General features: G+C 40.6%; 15 protein-coding genes. 4 read left to right on the top strand and 11 right to left on the bottom strand.

The window, feature by feature from the left end; all coding sequences use genetic code 11:
- Nucleotides 1-29: 29 nt before the first annotated feature.
- From PP2015_RS17610 to PP2015_RS22135, 4 genes are all read right to left on the bottom strand, one after another.
- Nucleotides 30-488, bottom strand: a complete 459-nt coding sequence (locus PP2015_RS17610) for a transcriptional regulator (protein ID WP_058031744.1) — start codon at nt 486-488, stop codon at nt 30-32.
- A 189-nt stretch (nt 489-677) separates the two neighbouring features.
- Nucleotides 678-1,415: an ABC transporter permease gene (locus PP2015_RS17605; protein WP_058031743.1), complete on the bottom strand. Its 738-nt coding sequence runs from the start codon at nt 1,413-1,415 to the stop codon at nt 678-680.
- The gene (locus PP2015_RS17600) at nt 1,412-2,362 is read right to left on the bottom strand and encodes an ABC transporter ATP-binding protein (protein WP_058031742.1); all 951 of its coding nucleotides are present in this window, start codon (nt 2,360-2,362) and stop codon (nt 1,412-1,414) included. Before PP2015_RS17600 ends, PP2015_RS17605 begins: the two co-directional genes overlap by 4 nt.
- Nucleotides 2,355-2,486, bottom strand: coding sequence for a hypothetical protein (locus PP2015_RS22135; RefSeq protein ID WP_257720525.1), 132 nt, complete (start codon nt 2,484-2,486; stop codon nt 2,355-2,357). Before PP2015_RS22135 ends, PP2015_RS17600 begins: the two co-directional genes overlap by 8 nt.
- 227 nt (nt 2,487-2,713) lie before the next feature.
- Here PP2015_RS22135 and PP2015_RS17595 point away from each other — a divergent pair, with 227 nt between their 5' ends.
- Both PP2015_RS17595 and PP2015_RS17590 read left to right on the top strand, forming a co-directional pair.
- On the top strand, nt 2,714-4,510 hold the full coding sequence (locus PP2015_RS17595; protein WP_058032540.1) for a glycoside hydrolase family 3 protein: 1,797 nt from the start codon (nt 2,714-2,716) through the stop codon (nt 4,508-4,510).
- An 11-nt stretch (nt 4,511-4,521) separates the two neighbouring features.
- The gene (locus PP2015_RS17590) at nt 4,522-5,262 is read left to right on the top strand and encodes a 5-oxoprolinase subunit PxpA (protein ID WP_058031741.1); all 741 of its coding nucleotides are present in this window, start codon (nt 4,522-4,524) and stop codon (nt 5,260-5,262) included.
- Nucleotides 5,263-5,341: 79 nt separating this feature from the next.
- Here PP2015_RS17590 and PP2015_RS17585 read toward each other — a convergent pair whose 3' ends face one another.
- The 7 genes from PP2015_RS17585 to PP2015_RS17555 all read right to left on the bottom strand — a co-directional run bounded on the left by PP2015_RS17585 (nt 5,342) and on the right by PP2015_RS17555 (nt 11,860).
- Nucleotides 5,342-6,550 carry an ABC transporter permease gene (locus tag PP2015_RS17585; RefSeq protein WP_058031740.1) on the bottom strand — a complete coding sequence of 403 codons (1,209 nt, stop codon included), beginning with the start codon at nt 6,548-6,550 and terminating at the stop codon, nt 5,342-5,344.
- A gap of 9 nt (nt 6,551-6,559) precedes the next feature.
- Nucleotides 6,560-7,882, bottom strand: coding sequence for an ABC transporter permease (locus tag PP2015_RS17580; RefSeq protein ID WP_227009269.1), 1,323 nt, complete (start codon nt 7,880-7,882; stop codon nt 6,560-6,562).
- 6 nt (nt 7,883-7,888) lie between these two features.
- Entirely contained in the window at nt 7,889-8,581 is a 693-nt protein-coding gene (locus PP2015_RS17575) for an ABC transporter ATP-binding protein (RefSeq protein ID WP_058031738.1), read from the bottom strand.
- A 77-nt stretch (nt 8,582-8,658) separates the two neighbouring features.
- Nucleotides 8,659-9,939 (bottom strand): efflux RND transporter periplasmic adaptor subunit, encoded by a 1,281-nt coding sequence (locus PP2015_RS17570; RefSeq protein ID WP_058031737.1) that lies wholly within the window; start codon nt 9,937-9,939, stop codon nt 8,659-8,661.
- 175 nt (nt 9,940-10,114) lie between these two features.
- Nucleotides 10,115-10,687: an elongation factor P-like protein EfpL gene (gene efpL / locus PP2015_RS17565; protein WP_058031736.1), complete on the bottom strand. Its 573-nt coding sequence runs from the start codon at nt 10,685-10,687 to the stop codon at nt 10,115-10,117.
- Between the two features lie 125 nt (nt 10,688-10,812).
- The gene (locus PP2015_RS17560) at nt 10,813-11,166 is read right to left on the bottom strand and encodes a hypothetical protein (RefSeq protein WP_058031735.1); all 354 of its coding nucleotides are present in this window, start codon (nt 11,164-11,166) and stop codon (nt 10,813-10,815) included.
- Between the two features lie 106 nt (nt 11,167-11,272).
- Nucleotides 11,273-11,860 (bottom strand): uracil-DNA glycosylase family protein, encoded by a 588-nt coding sequence (locus PP2015_RS17555; RefSeq protein WP_237113213.1) that lies wholly within the window; start codon nt 11,858-11,860, stop codon nt 11,273-11,275.
- Between the two features lie 715 nt (nt 11,861-12,575).
- Between PP2015_RS17555 and PP2015_RS17550 the strand changes: the two genes are divergently transcribed.
- Nucleotides 12,576-13,028 carry a YaiI/YqxD family protein gene (locus PP2015_RS17550; RefSeq protein ID WP_058031733.1) on the top strand — a complete coding sequence of 151 codons (453 nt, stop codon included), beginning with the start codon at nt 12,576-12,578 and terminating at the stop codon, nt 13,026-13,028.
- The gene (locus tag PP2015_RS17545) at nt 13,025-13,564 is read left to right on the top strand and encodes a DUF6942 family protein (protein WP_058031732.1); all 540 of its coding nucleotides are present in this window, start codon (nt 13,025-13,027) and stop codon (nt 13,562-13,564) included. Before PP2015_RS17550 ends, PP2015_RS17545 begins: the two co-directional genes overlap by 4 nt.
- Nucleotides 13,565-13,566 lie beyond the last annotated feature (2 nt).

Here is a 13,566-nt window from a genome sequence, read left to right as displayed (position 1 = left end):
CGCTTTATTAAAAGAAAGAGAGAAATAAATTAAGACTTAACAGCCATCCAAATCGCTGTTGCTACAACTAAGGCTGCAGCGCCCAAAATGCCGAGCCAAGCTGTCGACTTACTCTCTTTTGCAGGCTGCTCAGGTGAACTGTCAGAAGCTGGCGCATCATTTTGCTGAGCACTGTCTGAGCTTTCACTATTTTTTGACTCACTCTCAGCTTTGCTTTCTTCTGTAACAGGCGCGGTTTTTGTAGCTGCTTGTGACGCTGGGGCCGCGACAACTTCTTCAGCTTGCTGTGTGACTTCGGTAAGCTCTAATTGCCACTGATAGCCTCTTTTTGAAAAGGTTTTAATGGCATCGTTACCAAAAATGGCACGTAAGTGACTGATGTTCTGAAAAACGACTTGTTCAGACACGGTTTTTTCTGGCCAAACCGTTTCTAATAGCTCTGCTTTAGACAGAATTCTATCGTTATTCAAAATAAAGAACTTGAGCATATTCGCAGCTCTGTCTTTTAGCTTAATAACCTTTCCGTGGCGGGTAAGGATTTTGTGTTCACAATCGAACTGGAAAATCTGAAAACTAAACTTCATGTTTTTTAAGAAATAATTAACAACAGGTTAAGAGTAAAGGAATGAAGCCCAGAGGTAAAGCCCCTCTCTGTAAAGGGGCGTTACAATATGATTTTATTTCATGGAGTTGTACTTTTTTGTAGCTAGATATCCACACGGCAATGTAAATAATGCAACGCCTAATAAATGCCACGCTAAGTTAAAGCCTTGGTGCATCTCTAAAATGCTCAGACCTAACTGAGATAAATGATAACTTGGCAATACCCAAGCAAACCACTGTAGTGCTTCAGGAAACATAGTAATTGGTAGCCATAAACCTGACAGCATCGAAATGGGTAAGTAAATTAGATTTACAAGCGCAGGGGCCGATTTTGCTGAAAAACTTAAGCCCATCACTAGGCCAAGCATGCAAAATGGTAAAGTACCTAACAGCGCTAACGCATAGACCTGCCCCCACTTAAGTAGCGACATACTCACGCCTGAGAATAACACAGCAAAAGTAGAAAGAAGAATAAATATCAGCGTCGAAAACAACAAAGCCGTAAAGGTTTTACCCATTAAGTACTGACTAGCAGGCATAGGCGATAGTTGTTTCAACGCCAATAGACCTTGCTCTCTATCAGTTGCGACATTAACCCCGAAATTGAATAAAGCGGGGCCCATCACTCCAAAAATAATGTAGTTTATTAGCAAATAGCTACTGGTTTTTTCATCTCCCATAGCGACTCCAAAAAACAAGTAAAAGGCACATGGAAACGCTAAGGTCGGGATCACAAAGCCTAAGTTTCTAAATACACTTTTAGAGTCGCACCACGCTTCTTGTTTGAGACTATATAAACTTATGCTACTCATGCTGCTTGCTCCTTGGCAGATTTTTCTGATGCTGAATTTACTGGTGTTTTGTCTTCGTGTTCAGCGGTTTCTGTCAGTGAAAGAAAGGTTTGCTCTAACGATGAAGGTTTAACGCTGAGTAAATCGCAGCTAAGCCCATTTACAAATGCTTGCTTTAACATTGCGTTTGGTGCTTTACAGCGGGTTGCAGCCTTCCCCTCATTCACTTGCCACGACCACTCAGGTAATAAAGCCGAGAGTTCTGACTCATTCAGTTCGCAAGCAAAACTCACTTCACTTAACTGCATATTGTGACTTAACTCACTTGGCGAGCCCTGTGCGATGATCTTTCCCTCATTTAAAATGAATAACTCATCGCTTAGGACTTCAGCTTCTTCCATATAATGCGTGGTTAAAACCACCGTTTTACCCTGTGCTTTTAATTGTCGAATGGTTTGCCACATTTGTTGACGGGCATTTACGTCCATTGCCAAGCTAGGCTCATCTAAAAATACCAGTTGTGGGTCGCCAATAATGGCAATGGCAAACAACAAACGTTGCTTTAGGCCACCTGATAATTTGCTAAATGGTGAATTTTCATGGGCATTTAAGTCACTCAAACGCAGCGCTTTAGAGACAGGCATTGGAGACTGATAGTAGCTCGCGAATAAATTGAGTTGTTCAAGTACAGTCAAATTCGCAGGTAAACTGCCGATTTGTAGCATAGCGCCTACTTTAGCTTTCGCAGCAGCAGAACCCGCTCTATTACCCAGTATTTCAACGCTACCTTGTGACGCTTTTAATCGGCCTAGTAGCAAGTTAATTAACGTTGTTTTACCTGCACCATTGGCACCTAAAAATCCGTAAACTCGGCCTGCTTTTAATGATAAATCTAAACCTTTAAGGACGGATTTGTCACCATAGCTATGGTGTAAGTTGTTAACCGAAACCACTACTGAATTAGTCATAGTTCACCTCGGTGTTTCTTGATTTACTATAAAATGGCTTACCTCGATTGTATTTATAAGTGCTTAATGCGACTGCGATTAAGCAATATGCCATACCTAATACTGCCCACATGATGCTTTCCATAACCAATTCCTCAGTGCGAGATTAACTTTGATGGGTTTAGTATGGCTAAAGGCATGAAACGTTTTCAGTGAGGTTTGTCATTGATTGATATGACAAGTGTCATGTTTTTATCGACGTAGGTTATTAATTCCGTGCTGCAAATGCTAAATTAGCTCATTCAGTTTAAGGCCAGATAATTTAGGTAGCCTGTGACGCAATTTTTAAAACATATCGGGATGGTGATCGCCATGACAATCAGTGCCAGCGGTGCAGCGAAATCGCTCAATCATGCCTCTGAACTACCTTTAGAAGCACAACTTGGTCAAAAGTTGATGCTAGATTTTCGTTATTACTGCGATAGCGGCAGGTCAAAAGCCTGTAGACAAGGTATGACCGAGTTGCCCAAAGCACTTGCAGATTTGATTGCTAAACACCACATTGGTGGCGTGATCTTATTCGCCGAAAACGTGCCAGATACTACACAAATCGTAAAGCTCACCAATGACTTACAAACGGCTGCTCAGCAAGCTAAACATCCTCAACCCTTGTTTATTTCTATTGACCAAGAAGGTGGCCGTGTAGCTCGTATCAACCGTGCTGAGGCGACTTCGTTCACAGGTAATATGAGCATAGGGGCAACTTACCAAAAGCACGGTACGCACTATGCCAGTGTAGTGGCCACCGCCATTGGTAAAGAGCTAAACAGCCTTGGCATTAATGTAAACTTTGCGCCAACCGTTGATGTGAATAACAACGCGGATAATCCGGTGATCAACGTTCGTTCTTTCTCAGAGAACCCACTCGAAGTAGCAAAAATGGGTGCAGCACAAGTTGAAGCATTTGAAGCGCAAAACGTCGTTTCAGCGCTTAAGCATTTTCCGGGTCACGGTGATACCTCGGTCGATAGCCACACTGGTTTGCCGCTTGTTAAACACGATTTACAACGCATTGAACAGGTTGAGCTTGCACCTTTTAAATACATTATTGATAAGCACGCGCCTGGTATGATCATGACGGCGCATATTCAATATCCCGTACTTGATAACAGCACCTTTGTGAACAAACAAGGCGAAGCCATGATTAAACCGGCTACATTGTCGCGAAAAATTATGCACGACTTGCTACGAGAAAAGCTGAACTACCAAGGTGTGACGGTGACCGATGCACTCGATATGGCGGGGATCAGCCACTTTTTTACCCCAACATCCGCAGTGATTGAAACCTTTAAAGCTGGGGTTGATATAGCCCTAATGCCGATTGCCATTCGTACTCCTGACGATATTAAAAAGCTTGATGAACTAATGAGTGCGCTGAACGCGGCTGTTGCTTTAGGTGAGCTAAATAAAACTGAAATAGCACAATCGGCACAGCGTATCATTTCACTCAAACAACAATTTTTGGCAGACCAAGCGCCCCGCTCTGCCGCCATTGCTAAAGCAACATTAGGGAACCCGAGTCACCGACAACTTGAAAGTGAACTCGCTGTTGCCGCCATCACTCAAGTGAAAAACCAAGATCTATTGCCTATTCAAGCTAAACATAAGCGCATCCATTTGGTCATGCCTGACACGCAAAAATGCCATGCTCTTGAGCAAGCTTTACTCTCTTTAAGCAAGCAAGAATTAAACATCACGTGTAGCAGCTTACAAGGATTCGATCCAAAACAAGCAGATCAAAATATTACTAACTCAGACCTGATCATAGCCGCCCATGCCAACCCACAACAAAGTGCTGTTGAGATTGGTGGTATGGATGATGTAAAGGCCCTTGACAGTTTTAAGCTCAAACGTAATGAACAGCCAAAAGCACTATTAGCGCTGCTTAAGCAGGCAAAGCTTGCTGGAAAGCCAACGCTATTTATTAGCCTGCGCGCGCCCTATGAGATACCGACTTATGTGTCATACGCACAAGCGGTTTTGGCCAGTTATGCCTACAATGTCGATGTAGTTAGTAAAAATATGATCTCTGGTCCTGCGTTTACTGCGCTAGCAAAAGTGATTTTGGGTTTAGAAAAGCCTGAAGGCCAACTCCCTGTCAGTATTTAAAGGAAGCAAACATGTTATTAAATTGCGATTTAGGCGAAAGCTTTGGCGCATGGCAAATGGGATTAGATAGCCACGCCATGCAAGTAATTGATTTGGCAAATATTGCTTGTGGCTTTCACGCTGGTGACCCTGATGTGATGGCTCAAACCCTCACGCTTGCTAAAAAGCATAATGTGCAAATTGGTGCTCACCCAAGCTACCCCGACAAGCAAGGCTTTGGTCGTCGCTCTATGAAGCTCAGTCATGATGAGTTAGTAAATTGTTTGCATTATCAAATTGCAGCCCTTGACGGTATGGCACAAGTACATGGTTTATCAATTAGTTATGTAAAACCACATGGAGCCCTTTATAACGATATGATGGCCGATAACGGCATTTTAGAAACTGTCATGCAGGCAGTGAGTAGCTATGCCAAACCGCTAAAGTTAATGCTACTGGCGACCAACGAGCAAACTGCGCACTTGGCCATGGCTGAAAAATATAACCTACCATTGTTGTTTGAAGCTTTTGCGGATCGCTTATATACCAACGAAGGGCGCTTAACTCCTAGAACTGAGCCGAATGCAGTGCATAACAAGCCTGCTTTGATGGCACAAGTCGAGCAGTTATTGACTCAAGGCACAGTCACCACGGGCTCAGGAAGCACGCTCGCACTAAGAGCAGATACCTTATGTGTTCACGGTGATAACGAAGCCAGTATTGCCTTAGTGAAAGAGATTAAGCAATTGATCGATAAGGAGATGCTGAAATAACTGTTCAGACACAAAAAAGCCAGATCAAAATTTTACCTAGTAAAAATATGATCTGGCTTTTTCAATTAAGCGAAAGTATTTAAGCACTGCGCGTTGCGATAGCAGGTTCCACTCTTGACGCTTGCAGTGCAGGATAACTCACTGATAACTGACCTAACACAAACAATGCAGCCATACCCGATAATAAATACGGCAACGGTACAGGTGTTAAACCAAAATGTTGAACAAATTGTTCGCTTAGGGATAATGCAGCAATAAAGCCAATAACAAGCCCCGTAACACTCACCACAGCATTTTCAAGCATAAAGAATCGCATTACCTGCCCTTTACTAGCCCCTAATGCTCTGCGCGTGCCAATCTGCCTTTTACGACGATTAACCGAAAATCGAGCTTGCCCGTAAATACCTAAGCTTGTTGCAAGTAACAATCCAATACAGACTGATATAAGTAGCTTGCTACTTGCATTATCATCTTTATACGCCCTTAACCTCACCTCTTCCATCGTCAGCATTTTTTCAATGACGCGTCCGGGTGTGTTTAGAAGTACTTTATTGACCTCTTCCATTATATTATCAAGTTGGCCTGGCTCTGCCCGCACAAAATAACGAATTGTATTATTTACTTCGATAACGGGATAAATAATTGAACCATTTACACCATACCACCGTGGCCAAGCACCTTGCATAGCCTCTACTATCCCTTTAATGCGCTGAGGTGTATTAGATGTATAAACAGTCTGCCCTACAGCTTGACGCCAATCTTCGGGGCTCACTAACTCAGCAAAGGCTTTGGTAATTAAAATATTAGAAGAAATATTATGACCACCATTAGCGGTAATCGTAGTATCGCTTAAAGTCAGGTTGTCTCCAGCAATTAATGTAAGGCCTAAGTTTTCAACAATATGCTCATCAGAACCATAATATCCTGCCACATCAATTGGGTACTCTGTATCTAAGTTAGGATAAACAGAAGTATAATTACCCCATAACCCTAGAGGTACACCGTTTAAAGGAGAGACCGCTTCAACCCCCTCAATTGCGCGTAAGCTTGCCAAATCATGGCTCAAGTTTGCGATATAATTCTCAGCAGGTCCCTGCAAATTAGTCAAAACATAAAAAGCATTTTCTTCATCAACACCAGTGGGCCTAGACATCAACTTCTCGCGCTCACTGATCATATTTACAGCATTCACCATCACCATAAAAGTGACTGCTATCTGTAAAATCAGCAGAAAAGGTACCAGTTTCTCTTTAAATAAAGCTTTAATTATCGGGGCTAAATCTCTCATAATTAACTCCTATAAGCTTTTTAGCTGACTTGAAAGTTGAATTCGGCTGGCTTTTAGAATCGGTATCAAACCAAAAATGCAGCTGATCACTACAGCTAAAGCCAAAGTAATAACCACAATCAGGGCATTCATTTGCATTAGCGAACTATGCAAGTGACTGTATAAATTCGTCATAGCAACTAAGCCAAGTTGTGCTAAAAGCAGACCTAAAACGCCCCCAATAAAGCCTACAACCGCTAGTTCCACTGAAAATTGAGCAATTAAATGTTGTCGACTCGCCCCGACAGCTCGGCGCAATCCTGCTTCTCCGGCTTTACCATGGAATTTCGCCATCATCAGCCCCATGCAATTAAGTAAGCAAACAATCAAAAATAATGCGGCAAGCGACACTGCTATTTTGCTATCTTCAGGGACAATCTTTTCTTCGTTAAGATATTGTTTAACAGATACAAGTTTATTCAAAATGCGGTTAGCAAAGCGCCCTTGTGCTTGCTGCTGTTGCGCATAGTTATCTAAAAATAGTTGGAATTGCTGCTTTTTTTCATCATTTTCTAGCTCAGCCCAAATTTTTATCCAAGAACATTCCGAAGCGAGAAAAGCAGCTGTACTTTCATCTTCAGCAGGCTTCCAACACGTAATATTAATGAGTGAGGTGGTAAAAATTTCTTTGCTTATTTGTGCGCTAAATGGCATGAAAATATCGAATGGTTGTGAATACATAGCATTATTTTGGCCATAGAACTTTGGAACTATTAACCAATCATCAAGCACGCCCACCACTTGATATAAATCCTCGCCTAATTGCAGTGTTTGGCCAACTGAGTTTTCTCCACCAAAAAAACGCATATTCGCTTGTTTAGTCAATACAACGACTAGCTCTGCGTTGTTATCCGCAGTTTCATCCCAGCCTCTACCATATAAAAATGGCACTTCAAGCATAGGAAAAAAGTCAGCACTGGTTGTACGTACTTCTCTTGTTACTGCAGTGTCATGCTTTGCTGGATTTTTTACGGTAGTACGGATTGCACTAATCACAGCTTGATATTTAGGAATATCAGATTTGAGGATGCTCATTGCATCCTGATAAGTCATTTCTGGTGGGATAGTATCAAGGTAACTATAATCTACGCCATCACCTCTACTATCAATTTGCACTGAGTATAAGTTATCGCTTTTTGAGGGTATGGGGTCTTGGCTCATCATATAGTTGACGGTATAGGTCGTCATTGTTGCGCCAATCCCCATAGCTATCAACATTACCATTAAAAAACTGAGTAATGGCGTTCGCTTTAAGCTGATCAGCGCTAATTTCACATAATATGAAAACATCATGACCCCTTAAGCGATAGCTTGAGTCAAAACAGGCGACTCTTCACTGAGCACACCATCTTTTATTTGCACAATTCGCTGCGCAAGCTGTGCTTGTTCATTATCATGAGTCACCATAATAATCGTAGTGCCTGACGCATTAATGTCTTGCAGCAATGTCATAATACCTTGAGCCATTTTTGAGTCTAAATTACCTGTAGGTTCATCGGCAAAAATAACACTTGGCGAACCTGCAATCGCACGGGCAATTGCAACACGCTGCTGCTGACCACCCGATAATTGTGTTGGATAATGGTTTTTGCGACCAGCAAGACCTACTTGTTCTAATGCTTTCATGATGCGCTCATCACGCTCTTTCGCATTAAATTTTCGATAGCGCAGAGGCATATCAATGTTGTCGTATAAATTAAGTTCAGGGATCAGATTAAAGCTCTGGAAAACAAAGCCAATTTTTTCATTTCTATACGCTGATTTTTGTTTATCAGACATCTTTGAAACATCTTGTCCATCGAGCTCGTATACGCCATTACTATGGTTTTCGAGTAGCCCAGCAATATTCAGAAAAGTGGTTTTACCCGAACCTGAAGGACCGATGACTGAAACAAATTCTCCCAGCCCTATAGCCAAATCAAATGGCTGAAGCGCCTGTGTTTTAATATCAGAAGTTATATAGGCTTTTGCAAGCCCAGTCATTTTCAACATTTCCTTTCCTTATTTTTCATTCTTCCAAAACGATGAGATAAGTTGCTACCCCGCTAAGCAAACTTAATAAATATATTTTATTGAAGGATTTTAACGCTTGCAGCCTTTTCAAATACTCGATAGTCAGAAATAATCACAGTATCGCCAAGCGCGAGACCTGAAATCACCTCGACTTTAGACAAACTTTTCGTACCGAGCTTTGCTGGTACTTTTACCGCTTCGTTATCGCGTAGTACATAGATGTGCATACCATCATAGTTTTGTAAAAATCGACCTCTTGGCAGATAATTTACTTGTGATCTTTGTTCTAATATCAAACGTGTAGTGAGCCGCTGATTCTGTCTTAAATTATCGGGCGCTGTGCCCGTGAATCTCACCTTACCTTGCACACTCCCCTTGGTTATTTCAGGAGACATGGCAACTAGATTTCCCATGAAGCTTTGCTCGTTAAAATTGATTTCGGCTTCTATGCCTAGGGCTAAATCATCGGCATAAGTTTCTGGAATTAACACTTCGACTTCATATTCGCTGAGGTCAACGACACTCATTAATGGCTGGTTTTTACTGACTGTATTCTTTTGTTCTAGATTTAAATTGCCTACCAAACCAGCAACCGGAGAACGTACTTCAAGGCCTAACACTTGCCTTTGTAATTCAGCGACTTTTACCTTTTGTGCATTGAATTCAAATTCATAGGTTTGAATTTCAAATTGCTGACTTTCTTTTAGTAGCGCCACTTCTTTATTCACATGTTCAAACTCGCGCAGTGCATTTTCAAGATCATCTTTGGCTTTTTGAAAATCGATATCACTGATGATTTGATTTTTTTTTGCTTCTTCAGAACGGCGCATTTCTCGTTTCGCGGCGTTAAGTGCAACTCTTGCTTGGCCAATGCGGTTTTCTTGCTGCAACTGGATATGTTTAGCCTGGATTTTTTCTCTCGCTAGTTGCGTTCTCAGCCTTGAGAGTTGAGTATTTTCTTGATCAAACAAGCTCTGAAGCTCAGGGCTTTCTACTTGCGCTAGCGCTTGACCCATCTCTACACGATCGCCCGCATCCACTAAATAGGTAACCGTTCCTTGTGCAGGGCTGTATAGAACAGGGCGACGGGCTGCTATCACTTTACCTTGTACAGAAAAGTCTCGGATAAAATCGCCCTGTGTGACTTGTGCCAGTTTAAGCTTATCGAGAGAAATCGCTGATTTACCTCCAACCCAACCTTCAACTAGAGGAATAATAAAAGCATAACAAAATATTAAAAATGCAAATAATGAAGCGGCATAAATAACGCGCTTTTTGGTATTTTTAGGCGTGACGACTTGTGAGTCCTGTGCACTGGTATCTGGAATATAACTCATTAAAAACCCTCGCTAATCCGTAGCAAAAAAGAGAATGAAAATATTTATTTTATGTCACTAAAGAAGACAAAAAAATAGGTACGGAGTTTATCAGGAAAAAAACAAAGGTTAAAGTTTTGTTAAAACAAAGAGAGGGAGTATTAGCTGCGGTTAAGAAAAGCCGCAGCCGAAGAGCTTAGCTGTCTGCACGACCCATGAACTTTTTCTCATCAGTGTTAATTTTGATTTTATCACCTGTAGAAATATGTTCTGGTACTTGAACAATTAAGCCTGTCGTTAGAGTTGCAGGCTTTGTGCGTGCACTTGCAGAAGCACCTTTAATTGAAGGTGAAGTGTCTTCAATAACTAACTCTACGCTTGACGGTAGGTCAATAGAAACCGGCGAGCCCTCAACTAAAACGGCCTGTAAGCCCTTCGTTTCTTCGTTGATAAATAGCACTTGTTCAGCAATTGAAGACGTATTGATGTTATATGGAGTGTAATCTTCTTCGTCCATAAATACGTGTTCTTCGCCGTCGATATAAGACAGCATAACCGGGCGACGTACTAAATCAGCAAGATTTAACATTTCTTCAGCTTTGAACGTTTCGTCAACTTTGCCGCCTGTTACAACATCGTACATACGCATACGATATAAACTACCGCCAGCGCGACCCTGAGGTACAGAGCGCTCAATGTCGCGGACAATCATTACGCGACCGTTGTAATCAATGGCATTATGTTTTTTTATTTCACTCGCCTTAGGCATGATTATTATCTCTTAAAAAATAAATTTGCCAAAAGCTAACACGAAGTCGCAAAAACACCAAGTAGGGGAGGGGGAATAGGTACCGAAGATATAGAAAGTTGGCCAGTAAACCAGCCAACTTTTAATTAATTTACAGCGTCAAGCTGTGCTAATAATGTCTCTTTTCTAAGCAGACCAAAACAAACGACACTCACAACTGCAAAAATACCGTACATAGATAACACATAAACCCAGTCATTTTGCTGTGAGAACAAAAATACATTCGTTCCATCATTGATAACGAAAATATTGATCAGAGAAAAAAGAAAAACCAAAATAAAATAGATATATTTGCCAAAACTGCTTGCATAGGCTCCGATAAACATTGCGAACAAGCTTATATAGAAACCAATACACGACAAACCACCTGTCATATTACTTGGATAAAAGGCCATAAGTGACAATAAAACAGCACACCAGCCAGTAACCTTGTTGAGCATATTCTATCCTTGAGAATGTACTTGTTAATATTTGTAATCATGTGTAATGCACGGTAAGTATGTATTGACTTATCTAAAAAAACAACGCCTTTACGTTAAAATAACTTTAACTATCGATTAACTTTTGTATATTCGTTCTTAACCTGGGAACAAGCTCTTGTTCAAACCAAGTGTTTTTTGCACGCCATGGCTGGTTTCTCGGGCTAGGATGAGGCAAAGCAATGCGTCTAGGTAGCATAGAGGGCCATTGCTGAACTTGCTGTGTTACAGACTTATAATTCTTACAATAATATCGCTGTGAATACTGACCTACCAGTATGTGTAAATGTATCTGCTTAAAATAAGCTTGAAGTGGCTGCTGCCAAGTTTGTGCACATATTTTAGGTGGGGCTAGATCACCACTTTTTCCTTTACCTGGATAGCAAAATGCCATTGGTACAATGGCAAACAAGTCAGGATCATAAAACTGTGCTTCGGTTACTCCCAGCCAATCTCTGAGAGTTTCGCCACTTTGATCATTGAATAACTTTCCAGTTTGATGAACTTTCAAACTGGGGGCTTGCCCTGAGATCAAAATTTTAGCAACCGGAGAGGCTTGAATGACTGGTCGAGCACCGAAGGGGAGTACCTCGTCGCAAAGGCGACACGCAGTAATTTGGTCAATTAAATTCATATTCTCATACAAATAGTTCATATTCAGATCGTTATTTTACTAAGTGAACCTGAATTAAGGGCAATAAATTATGCTAAAAAACAACTCTATGAGCTAGAAGCCTGTTATTACTTAATGCCTTCATTTTTCCCCATACCAATCTAAGTTCATTAATCCTAATTATTACAATCTACTATTTTATTCGACCTTCAAGATCATGATTTTATCAACTTAAGCGTTAGCTATACGCCTCTTATTGAAAAAACCCCTTGTATAAAGAAAAGTTATTAGTATTTGGGTATTAATAACTCTTTTTGGATCATAATTTTACTAAGTAAGTTAGTAAAATTATGATCTTTCGAAAACTAAGAGGTCATCAAGTTAGTAAAAACATGATCTAGAAGACTTAATTAAGAAATTAAAAACAAATTTAGTTAGTAAAAATATGATCTGAGAATTAATAAAGGGGATATCAGTAAGTAAAATAATGATCTGTGATAAAACCAGTTGGTAAAAATCTGATCTTTAGAAAATCCCATTAAGCTTAACGTCTTTTTAGTTAGTAAAAATATGATCTCAACGCTCTTTTGGGGCAAAAAATATTTCGCTACTTTAAGAGCTTCTATGAAAATACGATGACACTGAGCCTCATAAGCTATATTCAATCTAAGTGTAAAGGGGGTTTACACTTGCTGATTTAGGTTTTATTGGTATCATCGTCTCTCACACCAGATTTTTACTAACTCAGAGTCTATTTATGCATATTTGGGTCGATGCGGACGCATGTCCAGCTGTTATCAAAGAAATCCTTTTCCGCGCTGCTGAGCGTACAAAAACACACACGACACTGGTCGCAAATCATAGTATGCGCGTCCCTGTCACACAATATGTGAACTTGCTCCAAGTGAGCAAAGGCTTTGATATTGCTGATAATGAGATTGTAAAAAGAGTTAAAAAGAATGATTTGGTTATCACTTCTGATATTCCTCTTGCAGCAGAAGTACTAGAAGAGGGCGCTTTTGCATTGAGCCCAAGAGGCGAAAAGTTTACTGAGAACAACATTAAACAAATCCTTAATATGCGGGATTTTATGGATACTATGCGAAGCAGTGGTGTAGAAATGTCAGGAGGACCTGCCAAATTAAACAGTACCGACAAGCAAACATTCGCCAATGCCCTTGATAGCCTGCTAGCACAACACAGATCATGAAATTATTAACTCAGGGATTAGGAGCAGAAGAGGGCTTAATCGCAATCTATGTTGAAAATCCACCTAGTATGTCTGAATACCATAATCTTCAATCAGTACAATCACTTAGTACAGGTGAGATTGATATTATAAACCAAGCATGTGGTAATGGATGGCGCAAAGTTTTCAACGTTTATGCAAAAATTTTGGCTGAGTGGCAACACAGAGATCATCATTTTACTAACTTTAAGCGTTGGCAAGACTACCGAGATAAAGTACTGCTACAAGGGCATAGCCAAGAAGCACTGCTCTTTAGTCCACCAAATTTCTCTGAAAAAAATTATAAATTTCATGTTATTGCAGGCAGAACATATGCCAAGAAATTACTCCAAGATCATATTTTTACTAACTCTTTAGTGTGGTTAGATGAGGAGTTCGCAATTGATAAAGTTAGTAATTTAGTGATCTGCCCGTATTTAGACTACAGGCAACTAAGTAATATTAAGATAACTAGGCTAGTAGGGCTCTTAGCTGAGTTAGAGCGCACGAGCACTTAAAA

The sequence above is a fragment of the Pseudoalteromonas phenolica genome (genome assembly GCF_001444405.1).
Lineage (GTDB): Bacteria > Pseudomonadota > Gammaproteobacteria > Enterobacterales > Alteromonadaceae > Pseudoalteromonas > Pseudoalteromonas phenolica.
This window is presented reverse-complemented; position numbering and strand designations above follow the sequence as displayed.